Annotated in this window: 14 protein-coding genes; 5 read left to right on the top strand and 9 right to left on the bottom strand. The window is 74.6% G+C overall.

Translation table 11 applies throughout. The features are described 5' to 3' along the window. Positions 1 to 42: 42 nt before the first annotated feature. Positions 43 to 1038, bottom strand: a complete 996-nt coding sequence (locus AC07D6_RS20175) for a helix-turn-helix transcriptional regulator (RefSeq protein ID WP_479046162.1) — start codon at positions 1036 to 1038, stop codon at positions 43 to 45. Between the two features lie 63 nt (positions 1039 to 1101). On the opposite strand from AC07D6_RS20175, the gene AC07D6_RS20170 reads away from it, so the two are divergent. The 4 genes from AC07D6_RS20170 to AC07D6_RS20155 all read left to right on the top strand — a co-directional run bounded on the left by AC07D6_RS20170 (position 1102) and on the right by AC07D6_RS20155 (position 6987). Beyond that, positions 1102 to 2634, top strand: a complete 1533-nt coding sequence (locus AC07D6_RS20170) for an MFS transporter (RefSeq protein WP_479046159.1) — start codon at positions 1102 to 1104, stop codon at positions 2632 to 2634. A gap of 332 nt (positions 2635 to 2966) precedes the next feature. Beyond that, positions 2967 to 3728 (top strand): DeoR/GlpR family DNA-binding transcription regulator, encoded by a 762-nt coding sequence (locus AC07D6_RS20165; RefSeq protein WP_315880381.1) that lies wholly within the window; start codon positions 2967 to 2969, stop codon positions 3726 to 3728. Continuing rightward, positions 3725 to 4663: a 1-phosphofructokinase gene (gene pfkB, locus AC07D6_RS20160; RefSeq protein WP_479046155.1), complete on the top strand. Its 939-nt coding sequence runs from the start codon at positions 3725 to 3727 to the stop codon at positions 4661 to 4663. Before AC07D6_RS20165 ends, pfkB begins: the two co-directional genes overlap by 4 nt. A 20-nt stretch (positions 4664 to 4683) precedes the next feature. After that, positions 4684 to 6987 carry a PTS fructose transporter subunit IIABC gene (locus AC07D6_RS20155; protein WP_479046152.1) on the top strand — a complete coding sequence of 768 codons (2304 nt, stop codon included), beginning with the start codon at positions 4684 to 4686 and terminating at the stop codon, positions 6985 to 6987. Between the two features lie 265 nt (positions 6988 to 7252). Here AC07D6_RS20155 and AC07D6_RS20150 read toward each other — a convergent pair whose 3' ends face one another. Beyond that, positions 7253 to 8032, bottom strand: a complete 780-nt coding sequence (locus tag AC07D6_RS20150; RefSeq protein WP_479046149.1) for a DUF6227 family protein — start codon at positions 8030 to 8032, stop codon at positions 7253 to 7255. Positions 8033 to 8312: 280 nt separating this feature from the next. Beyond that, a complete protein-coding gene (locus AC07D6_RS20145; RefSeq protein ID WP_479046147.1) occupies positions 8313 to 8801 on the bottom strand; it encodes a hypothetical protein in 489 nt (162 codons plus the stop codon). Between the two features lie 991 nt (positions 8802 to 9792). Here AC07D6_RS20145 and AC07D6_RS20140 point away from each other — a divergent pair. Continuing rightward, on the top strand, positions 9793 to 10002 hold the full coding sequence (locus tag AC07D6_RS20140) for a hypothetical protein (protein ID WP_479046144.1): 210 nt from the start codon (positions 9793 to 9795) through the stop codon (positions 10000 to 10002). Positions 10003 to 10021: 19 nt separating this feature from the next. On the opposite strand, the gene mscL is transcribed toward AC07D6_RS20140, so the two are convergent. From mscL to AC07D6_RS20110, 6 genes are all read right to left on the bottom strand, one after another. Next, positions 10022 to 10510, bottom strand: coding sequence for a large conductance mechanosensitive channel protein MscL (gene mscL, locus AC07D6_RS20135; protein WP_479046142.1), 489 nt, complete (start codon positions 10508 to 10510; stop codon positions 10022 to 10024). A gap of 111 nt (positions 10511 to 10621) precedes the next feature. Then, positions 10622 to 11200: an RcpC/CpaB family pilus assembly protein gene (locus AC07D6_RS20130; protein WP_479046140.1), complete on the bottom strand. Its 579-nt coding sequence runs from the start codon at positions 11198 to 11200 to the stop codon at positions 10622 to 10624. A 346-nt stretch (positions 11201 to 11546) separates the two neighbouring features. Next, the gene (locus tag AC07D6_RS20125; RefSeq protein WP_315880775.1) at positions 11547 to 12383 is read right to left on the bottom strand and encodes an S-methyl-5'-thioadenosine phosphorylase; all 837 of its coding nucleotides are present in this window, start codon (positions 12381 to 12383) and stop codon (positions 11547 to 11549) included. A 307-nt stretch (positions 12384 to 12690) separates the two neighbouring features. Beyond that, positions 12691 to 13020, bottom strand: a complete 330-nt coding sequence (locus AC07D6_RS20120) for an FmdB family zinc ribbon protein (protein WP_315880774.1) — start codon at positions 13018 to 13020, stop codon at positions 12691 to 12693. A 68-nt stretch (positions 13021 to 13088) separates the two neighbouring features. Continuing rightward, positions 13089 to 14369 (bottom strand): MFS transporter, encoded by a 1281-nt coding sequence (locus tag AC07D6_RS20115; RefSeq protein WP_479046137.1) that lies wholly within the window; start codon positions 14367 to 14369, stop codon positions 13089 to 13091. Between the two features lie 485 nt (positions 14370 to 14854). After that, a complete protein-coding gene (locus AC07D6_RS20110; RefSeq protein ID WP_479046215.1) occupies positions 14855 to 16387 on the bottom strand; it encodes a potassium/proton antiporter in 1533 nt (510 codons plus the stop codon). Between the last annotated feature and the right edge of the window lie 122 nt (positions 16388 to 16509).

Raw genomic sequence — 16509 nt, 5'->3', positions numbered from 1 at the left:
CCCCCGGTGCCCCGCTCCCCGCCCCTGCCCGGCCCCGCCCGCTCAGCCGTGCCCCGCGGCCCCGCCGCCCACCGCGCGCTCCAGTCGGGAGGCCAGCGACGCGACGTACGCGGCGAGTTCCGGCGGGCCGTGCACGGTGAAGTCGGCGTCCACCAGGGCCAGCCGGACCGCCAGCCACTCCACCGAGTCCGTCGCCCGCGCCCGGACGCGGCAGGTGTCCCCGCCCGTGGCCTCGGGGGCCAGGTACGCGGGGAGGCGCGCCGCCACGAACGACGCGGGCGCCGCGAACGACACGTCCACATCCGGGCTCTCCGGACTCTCCCGGTCCTCCCGGCCCCGCCGCAGCGAACGCCCCACCAGCGCCGCCGCGTCCCCGCCCGGCACCTCCCGGGGCGTGAACCGCGCGCCCGTCGCGAACGGCTCGTCCACCCGGTCCACCCGGAACGTCCGCCAGTCCTCCCGCCCCAGGTCGTACGCGACCAGGTACCAGCGGTGCCCCGTCGACACCAGCCGGTACGGCTCCACCTGCCGCCGCGACTCCGTCCCGTCGCCCGCCCGGTACCCGAACCGCACCCGCTCCCGCCCCGTGACCGCCGCCGCCAGCGCGGTCAGCGTCCGCGACGAGACGGTCGCCCCGTCCCCCCGGGCCAGCGGGATCGTCGCGCTCTGCAACGTCGACACCCGGTGCCGCAGCCGCGACGGCAGGACCTGCTCCAGCTTCGCCAGCGCCCGTACGGACGCCTCCTCCACGCCCTCGACGGCGTGGCCCGCCCCCGCCCGCAGGCCGACGGCGATCGCCACGGCCTCCTCGTCCTCCAGCACCAGCGGCGGCATCGCCTTCCCCGCGACCAGCCGGTACCCGCCGACCGCGCCCCTCGTCGCCTCCACCGGATAACCGAGGCCGCGCAGCCGGTCGACGTCCCGGCGGATCGTCCGGGGACTCACGCCGAGCCGCGCGGCCAGCTCGCTGCCCGGCCACTCGCGCGGCGTCTGCAACAGGGAGAGCAGGGTCAGGAGGCGTCCCGGGGTGTCCGTCATGGCGCCCAGCATGCCCGTGATCTAGGACGTGTTCCGACCTGTACGGCCCCTACGTTCTCCGCCATGACCTCGCAGAACCCGACCCCCAGCCCCGCCGGGGCGGCGCCCGCGGCGGACCGCCGCCGCTGGATCGCCCTCGCCGTCGTCATGACCGCGGCCTTCATGGACCTGGTCGACGTCACGATCGTCCACATCGCCCTCCCGTCGATCCAACGGGACCTCGGCGCAGACTTCGGCGCCGTCCAGTGGATCACCGCCGGGTACGCGCTCGCCTTCGCCGCCGGCCTGATCACCGGCGGCCGGCTCGGCGACATCCACGGCCGCAGGCGCCTGTTCCTCGTCGGCGTCGCCGGCTTCACCCTCGCGTCGGCGCTCTGCGGCTTCGCCACCGGCCCCGAGATGCTGGTCGCCTCCCGCATCCTCCAGGGCGGGACGGCGGCGCTGATGGTCCCGCAGGTCCTGTCGATCGTGCACGCCACGTTCCCCGCGCACGAGCGCGGCAAGGTCTTCGGCCTGTTCGGCGCGATCGTCGGGCTCGGTTCCGTGTCCGGGCCGCTGCTGGGCGCGCTGCTCACGCAGGGGGACCTGTTCGGCCTGGGCTGGCGGCCGATCTTCCTGATCAACCTGCCCGTCGGCATCGCCGCGCTGCTCCTCGGCCGTGCGTTCATCGCCGAGTCGAAGACCCCGAAGGCGCTGCGGCTCGACCTGCCGGGCGTCGTCGTCGCGATCGCCGCGATGCTGCTGCTGATGTACCCGCTGACGCGCGGCGCCGAGCTGGACTGGCCGGTCTGGTGCTTCGCCATGATGGCCGGCAGCGTCCCGGTGGCGGTGGCCTTCGTCGCGTACGAGAGGCGCAGGGGGCGGCGGGACGGCTCGCCGCTGGTCGAACTGTCGCTGTTCCGGGTCAAGAGCTTCGCGGCGGGGGTCGCCGTGCAACTGGCCTTCGGGATCGGGCTGGGCGTCTTCTTCCTGACCTGGACGCTGTACATGCAGGTCGGGTTGGGCTGGGGCGCGCTGCGGGCCGGTCTGACCGGGGTGCCGTTCTCGGTGGCGGTGTCGGTCGCGGCGGGCGTGTCGGTGCAGAAGCTGGTGCCGAGGTTCGGCCGGAAGGTGCTCCAGGCGGGCGCGCTGACGATGATCGCGGGCGTCGGGCTGTACCGGTGGGAGGCGGACCGGTACGGCATGGGGATCGAGCCGTGGCAGATGGCGGTGCCGCTGGTGGTGCTCGGCGTGGGCATGGGCCTGGTCGTGGCGCCGCTGACGGACGCGGTGCTGTCGGACGTGCCGCGCGAGCACGCCGGGTCGGCGTCCGGGATCGTCAACTCCGTGATGCAGTTGGGCAACGCGCTGGGCCTCGGGCTCGTGTCGGTCGTGTTCGTACCGGGCGGGCCGGGCCCGGCGGTGGCCGGCGCCTTCACCGGGGCGCTCGGGTGGGTCGCGGCGGTGCTGGGCGTGGTGTTCCTGGTGATGTTCGCCCTGCCGGCCCGGCCCCGGCAGCACCTGGAGGGCGGCGGGGACGGGGCGGCGCCGGACGGCGGGGGCCCTGCGGGGGCCGCACGGGGAGCGGAGTCGGTGCCGGTGGCGGCGGGACGCTGAGCCCGTACGCCCGTACGCCCGTACGCCCGTATGCCCGTGCGTCTGTACGTCTGTACGTCTGTACGTCTGTGCGCCCCTACCTCTGTACGTCTGTGCTTCTGGGCGTCCGTGCGCCAGTACGTCCGTGCTTCCGTCCGCACGCCCTCCGCGCGGACGGACGGGGCCCGGCCGGGACGCACCCCGGCCGGGCCCCGGCACGCCTCCGGCACGCACGCGCCCTCCCCATGCCCGAATGTGCCCGATTTCCTGCCCGAGTCTGTTTACTTCCCGGACTTCCTTCCATACTGTGCTGTAAGAACCACAGGTTCGGTCAGGAACGGATGTGAACGGACATGTACGCACCGGAGCGCCAGCAGGCGATCCTCCGCCTCGCCCGCGAGGACGGTCGCGTCGACGTGCTCTCCCTCGCGGACGCGTTCCAGGTCACCGCCGAGACCATCCGGCGCGACCTGAAGGCCCTCGACCGGGCCGGTCTCGTACGCCGCGTGCACGGTGGCGCCATCCCGGCGGGCCGCCTCGACTTCGAGCCCGACCTCGCGGAGCGCGAGTCGACCGCCGCCGACGAGAAGGACCGCATCGCGCGGGCCGCCCTCGCGGAGCTGCCCCAGGAGGGCAGCGTCATCCTCGACGCCGGTTCCACGGTCGGGCGGATCGCCGCCGGGCTCCCGCCGGAGTGCTCCCTCACCGTCGTCACCCATGCCCTCACCACCGCCGCCCGGCTCGCCGACCACCCCGGCATCGCCCTCCACCTCGTCGGCGGCCGCGTCCGGCACCGCACCCGCGCCGCCGTCGACGCGTGGGCGCTCCGCTCGTACGGGGAGGTCCGCGCCGACGTCGTCTTCGTCGGCGCCAACGGCTTCTCCCTCGCCCACGGGCTCACCACCCCCGACCTCGCGGAAGCCGCCGTGAAGCGGGCCGTCGTCGCCGCCGCGCGCCGCGTCGTCCTCCTCGCGGACTCCGCCAAGCACGGGCAGGACCACTTCGCCCGCTTCGGGGGCCTGGCCGACGTCGACCTGCTCATCACCGACACGGGGCTCGACCCCCAGGACGCGGCCGCCATCGAGGCCGCGGGAACGGAAGTCGTACGCGCATGATCCTCACCGTCACCCCCAACCCGTCCCTGGACCGGACCTACGAGGTACCGGCCCTGGAGCGGGGCGAGGTGCTGCGCGCGACCGGGGAGCGCGTGGACCCGGGCGGCAAGGGCGTCAACGTCTCGCGGGCCGTCGCGGCAGCCGGGCACCGCACCCTCGCCGTCGCCCCCCTCGGCGGCGCGCCCGGCGCGCTCGTCGCGGAACTGCTCGCCGGGCAGGGCATCGACGTCGCCCCCGTGCCGATCGGCGGGCACACCCGCTCCAACATCGCCGTCGCCGAACCCGACGGCACCCTCACCAAGATCAACGCGCCGGGTCCGCACCTCACGCCGGGCGAGTCCGAGGCCCTCCTCGCGGCCGTCGGCGCGCACGCCGCCGGTGCCGACTGGGTCGCCTGCTGCGGCAGCCTCCCCGGGGGCCTCGCCCCCACCTGGTACGCCGACCTCGTCACCCGCGCCCACGGGCACGGCTCCCGCACCGCCCTCGACACGTCCGGGCCGTCCCTGCTGGTCGCCCTGCGCGGCCGGCCCGACGTGGTGAAGCCCAACGCCCGGGAGCTCGCGGAGGCGGTCGGCCGGCCCCTGGCGACCGTGGGCGACGCCGTGGAGGCCGCCGAGGAGCTGCGCGCCGCCGGAGCCGGAGCCGTACTGGCCAGCCTCGGCGCGGACGGCCAGCTCCTCGTGTCGGCGGACGGCGTCTGGTACGGCAACGCCGCCGTCGCCTCCGTGCGCAGCGACGTCGGCGCGGGCGACGCCTCCCTCGCCGGTTTCCTCGCGGCGGGGGGCGAGGGGCCGGCCGCCCTGGCCGCCGCCGTCGCGCACGGCGCGGCCGCCGTCCAACTGCCCGGCAGCCAGATGCCGACGCCCGCCCACCTGAACCCGTCGGCGGTCACCGTGACCACCGACGTCCCCCTCGACCGCGCACTCACCGAGTGACGAGCCCCTGGGAAGCCGCGATGAACGACATGATCACCGCGGACCTGGTCGATCTCGACCTGGCCGCACAGACGAAGCAGGAAGCGGCCCGTTCGCTCGCCGAGCGCATGGTGGCCCTGGGCCGCGTCACCGACCTGGACGGCTTCCTCGCCGACGTGGCGGCGCGCGAGGCCCAGATGCCGACGGGCCTGGACGGCGGCATAGGGATCCCGCACTGCCGCAGCGCCCACGTCACGGAGCCGACGTTGGCGTTCGGCCGTGCGGCGCACGGCGTCGACTTCGGCGCCCCGGACGGTCCGGCGGACCTGATCTTCCTGATCGCCGCCCCGGCGGGCGCGGACGACGCCCACCTGACGATCCTGTCGTCCCTGGCCCGCAGCCTGATGGACCGGGACTTCACGACGGCGTTGCGGGCGACGGCGTCCCCGGTGGAGGCAGCGGCGCTGCTGCGGGGCGAGGCGCCGCCGACCCCGGGCGGAACACCCCCGGACACCGGGCCCGGTGCGGCGGACACTGGGGCGGGCACGGCGGACAACGGGGCCGGTGCGGCAGGCGCCGGGGCCGGTGCAACGAATTCCGGGACCGGTGGGGCGGGCACCGGAACCGGTGAAGCAGTGTCCGGGACCGGTACGGCGGATTCCGGGGTCGGTACGGCGGTGTCTGGAGCCGGTACGGCGGACCCCGAGGCCGCTACGGCGAGCGCCGCGGGCGCTACGGCAGGCGCTGGGGCCGGTGCTACGGGTGCCGCCCCCGAGGTAGGCGCCCCGGCCAGAGACGGAGCACCCGATCGGAAGGAGCCCTTCCGTATCGTCGCGGTCACCTCCTGCCCCACCGGCATCGCCCATACCTACATGGCGGCCGAGGCGCTGGAGCAGGCCGGGCGGGGCGCCGGAGTCGAGGTGACCGTCGAGACGCAGGGGTCGGCCGGCTTCACCCGGCTCGACGCGGCAACCGTCGCCGCCGCCGACGGCGTGATCTTCGCCCATGACGTCGCCGTACGCGACAAGGAGCGGTTCGCCGGGAAACCGACCGTCGACGTCGGGGTGAAGGCCGGCATCAACCGCGCCGCCGAGCTGATAGCCGAGGTCCGCGCGAAGGCCGCGCGGGGCGAGACGACGGCCCCCGCGACTCCCGCCGCCTCCCGTGCTTCCGGTGCGGTCCCCGTCGCCTCCGGTGCCACACCCGTCGAACGGAAGGGCAAGCCCGGTGAGGGCTACGGCACACGGCTCCGCGAGTGGCTGATGTCCGGTGTCGGCTACATGGTCCCGTTCGTCGCCGCGGGCGGCCTGCTCATCGCCCTCGGTTTCGCCATCGGCGGCTGGGAGATCGACAAGGCGCCGTCCGTCGCGGAGCACTTCGCCTGGGGCCGGGCGGACAGCTGGGCCGCGCTCATGTTCCAGATCGGCGGCCTGGCGTTCGGCTTCCTGGTCCCCGTACTGGCGGGCTACATCGCGTACGGCATGGCGGACCGTCCCGGCCTCGTCCCCGGCTTCGTGGGCGGCGCCGTGGCGCTCACCATCGACGCGGGTTTCCTCGGCGGCCTGGCGGCCGGTCTGCTCGCGGGCGGGGTGGTGATGGCCGTCCAGCGGCTGAGGGTCCCGTCCGTACTGCGCGGGATCATGCCGGTCGTGGTCATCCCTCTCGTCGCGTCGGCGGTGGTCGGCTTCCTGATGTTCCTGGTGGTCGGCAAGCCGATCGCCTCGCTGCAGAAGGCGCTCACCGACTGGCTGTCCGGCCTGACCGGCGCGAACGCCGTCGTCCTCGGTGTGATCCTCGGCCTGATGATGTCCTTCGACCTCGGCGGGCCGGTCAACAAGGTGGCCTACGCCTTCGCGGTGGGCGGCCTCGCCACCCCCAACGAGGGCTCCCTGAAGGTCATGGCCGCCGTGATGGCCGCCGGCATGGTGCCGTCGCTCGCCATGGCCCTGGCCACGACCGTACGCGGCCGTCTGTTCACCAGGGCCGAGCGGGAGAACGGCAAGGCGGCGTGGGTGCTGGGCGCGTCGTTCATCTCCGAGGGCGCGATCCCGTTCGCGGCGGCCGACCCGCTGCGGGTCATCCCGTCGGCGATGGCGGGCGGCGCGGTCACGGGCGCGCTGTCGATGGCGTTCGAGGCGACGCTGCGGGCACCGCACGGCGGCATCTTCGTGGTGCCGCTGATCGGCAACCCGTTCCCGTACCTCTTGGCGGTCCTCGCCGGCACGCTCGTCAGCGCGGCGCTCGTCGTCGCCCTCAAGAGCGCCCGCAAGTCCCCCACGAACGGCGACGAGTCCTCGCCCGGCCCGGACCCGGACCCGGACCGGAAGGCCACCGTCGCGGCCTGAGCCGCCACGGCCGAGCCGTTACGGCCCGAGCTGTCACGACCCGAGCCGTTACGACCCGAGCTGTGATGACCTGAGCCGTTACGGCCTGAGCCGTCATGACCTGAGCCGTCACGACCCGAGCCGTCACGGCCGAGCGGCGGAGCGGGGCGGGGGAGCCGGGTGGTGGGGCCGGGTGGTGGGGCCGATCTCGATCGGTCCCACCACCCGGCCCTTCCGCTCCGGGCGCCCGGCCCCGCACGTCCGGCTACGGCGACGCGCGCCGGGTTCACCACGCCCGTTCCGCGCGTACCTCCATCGCGGCCCGCGCCATGTGCTCGTTCTCGTACACCTCGCACATGTGGCGGCCGTCCGGCGTCGCCGTGTGCTCGACCTCCCAGACGCTCATCTCCGTCCCGTCCATCAGCAGGAACGCGTGCTCGTACAGCGAGAACCCCGCGTCCCTGCCGCCCGCCACCCCGCACTGCCGGCCGAACACCTGCTGGATGTGGTGGGCGAACGCCCCGCGCAGCCGCGCGGCGACCGCCTCGCCCGGTCGGTCGGCGTTCTCCGCGCGGCGCAGCACCCGGCGCGCGTGGTCCGCCGAGTCGTCCGGCACGTACATGCGCGGCGCGGGCGCCAGCGGGCGCACGAGCAGCGCGCTCAGCAGCTCCAGGTCCGCGTCCAGGTCGTCGTCCAGCGGATCGGCCCGCCCCACGGTGTCGGGGAGGCCGAACGACGCCGACAGGCGCGCCGCCGCCAGCCGCACCTCCGCCTCGTCCACGTACAGCTCGTGGTGGTCCCGGTCATCTTCGCCCGTGTGGTGCACCAGCTCCCACAGCGTCAGGGACGCGCCGTCCGCCAGCAGATACGTGTGCCGGTACGTCGCGCGGTGCAGGGCCGCGCTGTGGTGCGAGGAGTGCAGCGCGCTCGCGTGCGCCAGCGCCGAACGCAGCCGCTCGACCAGGGCATCGGGCAGATCGAAGGAGTTGAGCGCCCGGCCCAGAAGCCGCTCGACATGCAGCTCTGTGGTCTCGTACGGATCGTTCCGATCGATCGGATCGTTCAAGATGGGTCTCCAGGCGGTCGCCGCGTGTTACTCGATGCTTGCTCAAGGTAGTGCCTTGGTACGACAACGCGACCGGCTTCCGGAAAACGAAGGGCGCGTGAGGCGATTTCCCGCGCGCCCCCCCGCCGGAACGGTCAACAGCCCGGGCCGTACCGCCCGTTCAGCCACTTCGGTCCGTCCGGCCCGTCACCGCCCCGGAGTCCGCCCAGCCCGGGCGGCGTCCCGTACCGGCCGTGGTATGACGGAAAGTCGCCACCCGGCCCTGACACGGGCCGCGCGGTCAGCACGGCCCGTACGATGGCTCGTGCCACGACGTCCGCCGCAGCCCCCGGCAAGGCGTCCGGCGCGAGCGGTTCGCGCCCCCGGATGAGCGGTCGTGCGCCGGTCGCCAGGGCGAAGCCGGTTTCCCCTCCTTCAGCCGGTGGGTGGGCCGTACGGCGCGCGCGACGCCGTCGTGCACCACCCCCGCGACCTTCTGACCCTGCGCGCGGGTCGGCTCCCCGTCCGTACCCGCCACCGCGAACCTCGTGCTCATCGGCGGCATGGCACCGCGCCCCGGCGCCTCCACCAGCCGCAGCGCCACTTCCACGTGCGCTTCCGCCGCGTGCACCTCCGGTGCCGGGAGCGCGGGCCGGTCCGCTACGCCCTCCGCCGCGAAGGCCGGACCGCCGTACGCCCCGTACCGGGCGCCCGTCGACGAGCCGATCGGCGGGTCCACCACGTTCACCACCATCAGCGCCGTCACCGCCACCCCCGAACCCTCCAGCACCCTTCCGGCGTTCCGCCCCGCCGCACAGCCCGCCGCACAGCCCGCCGCACAGCCCGCCGCACAGCCCGCCGCACAGCCCGCCGCACAGCCCGCCGCACAGCCCGCCGCACAGCCCGCCGACGACCCCGCCCGTGCCGATGGCGCCCACACACCCGGACCGATGGCACCCACACACCCGGACTCCACCGCCACACCCTCCACCATCACCGCGCGGCCCACCGACGGCCCCGCCCGTACCGGCGGCACCCGTACATCCGCACTCCACCACCGCGCCCTTCACCACCACCGCCATCACGCCCGCCGCCGAGGACCGTGCCCGCACCGGCGCCCACGCGCCCGCGCTCCACTGCCGAGCCCGTCGCCGAGAACCGCGCCCGCAGCGGCGCCCCGCACCCGCACCCCACCACGGTCCGGCCCGGTCGGTCGGCGCCCCGCCTCGCCCCGGGCCTGCCGGTCGCCACCCCGCACGTCTACTGCGGCGATGGTGCCGCCCTCCGGCGAGTGCGACCGTCGTTCCGCTCAGCGCCCGCTCACCGGGCACCCGTGCGTGCTTCACCCACAGCCGGGCCGCATCCGTCGGCCCGCCCGCCAACCCCCAGGAGTCCACGCCTCCTACCTAGCACGCACGCCTTCAAGACCGGCACCCCGCCTGTTCATATCCCGCCGCCCGCCCGCGGACGCCCGGGGGACCCTCCCCCCACCGCCGTCACCGCTGTCACGAGGGGTCGGCCACCGGACCGTCGCCACAGCACGCCACAGGTCGAACGCGACACAGGACGACGAGGAACGGGAGCCAAGAGGAACGGGAAGGGGCCGTGGCGCGGTGCTTCCGGGAGAGGTCGTGTGGCGTCCGTGCCCGCAGGGCCGCGCGCTCGGCGCCCAGCGCCCGGGTCCTGCGTCAGGCCGCGGCGCGACAGAGGGCACGGCGGCGACCGGCACGGCATGCCGGGTGACGGGGTGACGCCCGTACCGTGCGGCGTACGCTGAACGTATGAGTACCGCCCCCACCCCCGGACCGCGCGCTGCGGAGAACCGGCCCGAGCCCGAGAAGAAGAAGCCCGCGCTGGTCTTCGACGATCCGCTGGACCAGCAGTCCGCGGACGATACGGACCGTGGATGGGGCGAGCGGGCTCCGGGTGGTGACGGCGCGGCCGACGACCTGGCCCGCTTCCTCGACGAGAAGCCGCCGCACCACCTCTGAGCCGTCGCCGCGGCGCGGGTTACGGAACACGGGCCCCCGAACCGGCGGTCTCGTCGCCCCGCTGGTGGACGAGCGCGTCGCGGATGTCCTTCAGCACGTCCAGCTCGGTGACCTCCACGCTCTCCTGGCCGCCGTGCAGCGCCTTCTCCCGGGCGGCCTTCCGCGCCAGGTACTTGGCCATCGGCAGCACCATCAGGAAGTACACCACCGTGGCCGTGATCAGGAAGGTGAGCGTGGCGCTGAGCACCGAACCCCACAGGATGGCCACACCGCTGGTGACCTCGCCGCCCTCCACCACACACGGGCCCTTGAGGCAGGACCGGTAGCCGTCCAGGCTCTTCGTGCCGAAGGCGCCGACGATCGGGCTGATGACACCCCTCACGATGGCGTTGACGATATTGGTGAACGCGGCGCCGATGACGACGGCCACCGCGAGATCCACCACGTTCCCCCGCATCAGGAACGCCTTGAAGCCTTCCAGGAGACTCGTCCTGCTTTCCTGGCTCACCTAGATGCCTTTCGTCGCGTGTGCAGTGGGCGCAGCCATTACGCCGCGCGGGGCACGAGGCCGTCCAATCGGTGTACCCGGACCGGTGCGGGCACTGCCCGTGCGGGTGAGTCAGCACAGGACCACCGCCAGTCGCGCCGTGGCGGACGCGGCGACGAGGTCCGCGGCGGCTGCGCGCGGCACGGCCAGCACGAGTAGCGCGCCGTCACCCCGTTCCGCCCCGGCGGGCCCGCCCAGACCGTCCGGAGGAGCGCCCTCCTCTTCTCCCTCCCCGCGGGGCACGGCCGTCACCCGGGCCCCGGACGCCACGATCCGAGCCTGCGGGCCGTCGTCCTCCGCCGACGTGCCGGCCGGGGTCGCCGGGGCGGCGATCACGTCCACCCGGTCGCCGGGCCGCAGCAGCCGTACGGTCTCCCCGTCCGCGATCCGCACGGGCGCGGACACCAGGTCCCGCTTCCTTTGCCCCGCCGGTGCCGCCGACAGGCCGGGCGGCCCGGTCCGCACCGCGGCCGCGCGGTCCGCCCGCCGCGCCTCCGGCCCGGCCTCGGCCGAGGGCTCGCGGAAACCCGACGCCGCCATCGCGGCGGCCGCCATCGCCAGCGCCGCCGCCATCGCCCGCCGCCTGCGCCGCACGGCCCACCACAGCCCGTACCGCCCGCCGCGTACCCGCAGCGGCGCGAACAGCGGCACCGCGCACGTCTCCGGTACGAACGGCGCCGGGGGAGGGACGGAGGAGAAGGGGGACGGAGGGGCCGGAAGCGGGGACACGGAGGGGGACGCGGAAGAGGGGACGGCGGGGGACGCGGAGAAGGACGCGGAAGAGGACGGGGAGGAAGACGCGGAGGAAGAAGACGCGGAGAAGGACGCGGACTGGTACGTGCGGGATGTCATGGCGCACCGCCTGTCGTGGGAGGACCGTCGCCGGCGGAGCGCCGACGTCCCTCACCATCCCGCGTTCCCCCCGCCCCCGCTCGGGCCTGTGCACAGCCGGCCCCTCTGTGGAAAACCGGCTCACCCCCAGGGGTGAGCCGCGGTCCTACGGCAGCTCGATCCCCAGGTTCCACCCGTCGTGGGCGTGGGTGCACAGGCACGACCGGTTCTCGGTCTCCGGCAGCGCCCCCACCGCGTCGAACAGCACGGCGCGCAGTCGCTCGACGTTCTCCCCGAACACCCGCAGCACCTCCGTGTGCGACACGCCCTCGCCCGTTTCGGCGCCCGCGTCCAAGTCCGTGACCAGGGCCAACGACGTGTAGCAGAGGCCCAGCTCACGGGCGAGGACCGCCTCGGGGTGGCCGGTCATCCCGACGACGGACCAGCCCATCGCGGCGTGCCAGCGCGACTCGGCGCGCGTCGAGAAGCGCGGCCCCTCGACGACGACCATCGTGCCACCGTCCACGGCGTCCCACCTCCGGCCCTGCGCGGCCCTCAGCGCCGCCTTCCGCCCGTCCGGGCAGTACGGGTCGGCGAACGTGGTGTGGACGACGTTCGGCACCGTGCCGTCCGGCAGCGGCTCCCCGTCGAAGAAGGTCTGGACGCGCGACTTCGTACGGTCGACGAGCTGGTCCGGTACGAGGAGCGTGCCCGGCCCGTACTCGGCGCGCAGCCCGCCCACGGCGCACGGCCCCAGGACCTGGCGGACGCCGACCGAACGCAGCGCCCACAGGTTGGCCCGGTAGTTGATGCGGTGCGGCGGCAGCCGGTGGTCGCGGCCGTGCCGGGGCAGGAAGGCGACCCTGCGTCCGGCCACCTCCCCGACGAACAGGGAGTCGCTGGGCTTGCCGTACGGGGTGGTGACCTCGACCTCGGTCACGTCCTCCAGGAAGGAGTAGAAGCCGGAACCGCCGATCACGCCGATCTCTGCATGCGTCGCCATGCGCCTCACCCTAGACGCGGCCCATCCGGCCCCTGGACGCCCCCCGGCCCCTCCGGACGCCCGGCATCCGGAAACCCCCGGCCCGTCCGGGTGCCCCCGGCCCCTCCGGGCGCCCCACCCCACACCGGCGCTCCCGACCTCGGGCCGCCCCCGCCCCGTACCGGTGCCCCCGCTCCGTACCGGCCCCTGGATGCCTCGTCCTGTACCAGCGCCCCACCCCGGCCTGCGCAGGCCCGCCCCGCCGCCGGGTACGCCGAAGGCCCCGCCGTACGGAACGGCAGGGCCCTGGGACGTGTCGGTGCCTCGGTCAGGCGGCGGAGCTGGTGCCGCTGCCCGTGCTCGACGCCGCGGGCTTCGCGTCCGAGGAGGACGAGCCGGACGAGGACGAGGACGAGTCGGACGACGACGCCGAGGACGACGACGAGCCGGACTTCGCCGCGGGGGAGCTGCTCGAGGAGGCGCCACGGCTGTCGTTGCGGTAGAAGCCGGAGCCCTTGAAGACGATACCGACCGCCGAGAACACCTTCTTCAGGCGTCCCTTGCAGCTCGGGCACTCGGTCAGGGCGTCATCGGTGAACTTCTGCACCGCCTCGAGGCCCTCGCCGCACTCGGTGCACTGGTACTGGTACGTCGGCACTTGTCTTCCTCCTGGCACTCTCACTCGATGAGTGCTAACGACGAACAATAGTGACGCATTCCTTCGCTTCAGTCCACCGCCACCGGCACGCGGTGACCGATGCCACGTGCGGCGGCGCGGTCCTGGGGCGCCCGGGGCGCCAGCCGCGACCGGAGCGCGAGCAGGGTGACCAGCGCCAGCGCCGTGCCGCCCAGCGGCACCAGGAACCCGGCGGCCGAGCCGTGCGCGTCCGCGAGGCGTCCGGCGACCGTCACGGCGGCCGCCTGGCCCAGTGCGACGGCGCCGGTCAGCCAGGTGAACGCCTCCGTGCGCGCGGAGGCCGGCACCAGGGGCTCGACGAGCGTGTACCCGCTGATCAGCGCGGGCGCGATGCACAGGCCGACCACCAGGCCGAGCGCGCCCAGCAGCAGCACCGACTGCGCGGACCACAGCAGCGAGGCGGCCACGGTCAGCGCCGCGTACCCGACGATCAGGCGGCGCCGGGGCCCGGACTTCCAGGCGATGGCGCCGACGGCGATGCCGGCCAGCATGTTGCCCGCGGCGAAGAGGCCGTACAGCAGGCCGTTGACCCCGGGGTCGCCGATCTCCTCGGTGAACGCGGTCAGCGAGACCTGCATGCCGCCGAAGACGGAGCCGATCCCCAGGAACGCCACCGCCAGCACGCGTACGCCCGGCACGGACAGCGCCGACGCGCGCGGTCGCGCCCCGGCGTCGGAGTGGGCCCCGTGGGCCGGCTGGGTGCGCTTCTGGGCGGCGAACAGGAGGCCGCCGACCAGGGTCAGGGACGCCTCGGCGACCAGGCCGGCCGCCGGGTGCACGCCGGTGCACAGCGCCGTCGCCAGGACGGGGCCCACGACGAACGTGAACTCGTCCGTCACGGACTCGAACGCCGCCGCCGTCGACATGAGCGGCGAGCCCTCCAGCCGGGCCGCCCAGCGGGCCCGCACCATGGGGCCCACCTGCGGGACGGAGGCGCCGCTCGGCACCGCCGCCGCGAACAGCGCCCACAGGGGCGCGTCGGCCAGGGCGAGCACCGTCAGCAGGGAGACCGACGCGGCGTGCACGAGGACGCCGGGGACCAGGACGGCGCGCTGCCCGAAGCGGTCCGCGAGCTTCCCGCTCTGCGGGGCGAACAGCGCCATGGACACGCCGGTCACCGCGGCGACGGCGCCCGCGCTGCCGTACGAGCCGGTGGTGTGCTGAACCAGCAGGACGATGCCGATGGTGAGCATCGCGAACGGCTGCCGCGCCGCGAATCCGGGCAGCAGAAACGTCCAGGCCCCGGGGGTGCGCAGGAGCTGCCCGTATCCGGGACGCTTCACAGCGTCGGAGGTGACCGTGGATGCCACGGCCCGTGCCTTTCTGCCGCCTGGTAGCGCTCGCCGGGGTGCCGGGAGCCGCCGAGGGCTGTCCTCTTGCGCGGAAGCGCGGTAGATACCGGAGCCCCGCGGAGGGGGACTCGGCCGCCATGCGGTCGCGCCAGCCCTGCATCAGGCAGAGTTGGTTCGATCAATGCGCCTTCATGGTACAGGGGGCGAGCGGAGTGGCTCCTGTGAAAAGTGCCATGTGCCCCTTCCCTACCTGCGGAAAGTGCCAAGATCCGCTTCCCTGCCTGCGAAAAGCGCTACGTGCCACTCCGCCGCCCGCGGAAAGCGCCACGCGACCCCCTCCGCCCGGGAAGCCGCGAGCCACCCCCGCACTGCCCCCGGTCGCCGGACCAGCCCCCGGTCCCCGGTCGGCGCACCTGCTCCGCCCCTCCGCCCCCGGCCGCTGGAGGGCCGGCCTCCCGTCCCCGGCCGGCGCACCCGCCCCGTACCGCCCCCGACTGCCGGGATCAGCCTCCCGTCCCCAGCCAGCCCGCCAGTTTGCCGCCCCGGCCGACGGCCCGCAGCCGCCGCTCCGCCGCGTCCCGCACCGGGTCCGTCGCCACGACCAGCAGTTCGTCGCCGCGCCGCAGCACCGTCGTCGGCGACGGCACGAAACTCGTGCCGTCCCGGACGACGAGGGTGACCGCCGCGCCGGGCGGCAGCCGCAGCTCCGCGACCTCCACGCCGTGCATCTTCGACCGGTCCGGGATCGACAGGGACAGCAGGTGGCCGCGGAGCCGCTCCAGGGGCGCCGACTCGACCCCCAGGTCCGTGGCCTCCGTCCCGGCGCCCAGCCGCAGCGCCTTCGCCAGCCAGGGCAGCGTCGGCCCCTGCACCAGCGTGTAGACGACGACCAGGACGAAGACGATGTTGAAGACCTTCCGGCTGCCCTCGATCCCCGACACCATCGGGATCGTCGCCAGGATGATCGGCACCGCGCCCCGCAGCCCGGCCCACGACATCAGGGCCTGCTCCTGCCACGGGATGCGGAACGGCGTCAGGCTCAGCAGGACCGACACCGGGCGCGCCACGGCCGTCAGGGCCAGGCCGATCGCCACCGCCGGCCAGAAGTCCCGCAGCAGTTCGTGCGGGGTCACCAGCAGGCCGAGCAGGACGAACATCCCGATCTGGGCGATCCAGCCGAGGCCCTCGGCGAAGCCGCGGTTGGCCGGCTGGTGCGGCAACTTCGCGTTGCCGAGCACCACGGAGGCCAGGTACACCGCGAGGAAGCCGCTGCCGTGGGCGAGGGCGCCCGCCGCGTACGCGGTGACGGCGATGGCCATCACGGCGATCGGGTACAGGCCGGAGGCCGGCAGGGCGACCCGCTTCAGCCCGTACGCGCCGAGGAGGCCGACCGCCAGGCCGACGCCCGCGCCGATGGCGAGCTCCAGCGCGATCGTGCCGACCAGGACGTACCAGCTGTCCACGGGGCCCGTCGTCGAGAAGGCGACCACCAGGATCACGACGGGCGCGTCGTTGAACCCCGACTCGGCCTCCAGGGTGCCGGTCACCCGCGAGGGCAGGGGCACCTTGCGCAGCACGGAGAAGACGGCCGCGGCGTCCGTGGAGGAGACGACGGCGCCGATGAGCAGCGCCTGCCGCCACTCCAGGCCGACGAGGTAGTGCGCCGCGGCGGCCGTGATGCCCACGCTCACCGCGACGCCGACGGTCGCGAGGACGGTCGCGGCGGGCAGGGCGGGCCTGATCTCCTTCCACTTGGTGCCCAGGCCGCCCTCGGCGAGGATCACGACGAGCGCGCCGTAGCCGATGACCTGGGTGAGCTCGGCGTTGTCGAAGGCGACGTTGCCGATGCCGTCCTGCCCCATGGCGACGCCGATGCCGAGGTACAGGAGCAGGCTGGGGAGGCCGCTGCGTGAGGACAGGCGCACCGCGACGACGGCGACGAGCAGGACGAGCGAGCCGATGAGCAGGAGTTCGTTGAGCTGGTGGACAGTCAGGGGCCGAACCTTCCCGGGAGATGCGTGGGCGGACCTCTTCAGTTGTGCGCGGGCGTCCGCGTCCGGTCTTCCGACCCGGCTACGCGCGCGTGGGCGCCGTTCCCACCGCCCGGGCGGATTCGTACAGTTGCCGGTTTTCGGCGAAGGCGGGGTTATGCCGGGTA

This window comes from Streptomyces sp. NPDC045287 (assembly GCF_056432325.1).
Note: the sequence above shows the minus strand (reverse complement) of the source record. Positions and strands in the feature narration are given on the sequence as shown.

Bases quoted from the DNA above. Each gene is read 5' to 3' on its own strand.
- AC07D6_RS20175 (WP_479046162.1), bottom strand. From the start codon at position 1,038: ATGACGGACACCCCGGGACGCCTCCTGACCCTGCTCTCCCTGTTGCAG.
- AC07D6_RS20170 (WP_479046159.1), top strand. From the start codon at position 1,102: ATGACCTCGCAGAACCCGACCCCCAGCCCCGCCGGGGCGGCGCCCGCG.
- AC07D6_RS20165 (WP_315880381.1), top strand. From the start codon at position 2,967: ATGTACGCACCGGAGCGCCAGCAGGCGATCCTCCGCCTCGCCCGCGAG.
- pfkB (WP_479046155.1), top strand. From the start codon at position 3,725: ATGATCCTCACCGTCACCCCCAACCCGTCCCTGGACCGGACCTACGAG.
- AC07D6_RS20155 (WP_479046152.1), top strand. From the start codon at position 4,684: ATGAACGACATGATCACCGCGGACCTGGTCGATCTCGACCTGGCCGCA.
- AC07D6_RS20140 (WP_479046144.1), top strand. From the start codon at position 9,793: ATGAGTACCGCCCCCACCCCCGGACCGCGCGCTGCGGAGAACCGGCCC.
- AC07D6_RS20125 (WP_315880775.1), bottom strand. From the start codon at position 12,383: ATGGCGACGCATGCAGAGATCGGCGTGATCGGCGGTTCCGGCTTCTAC.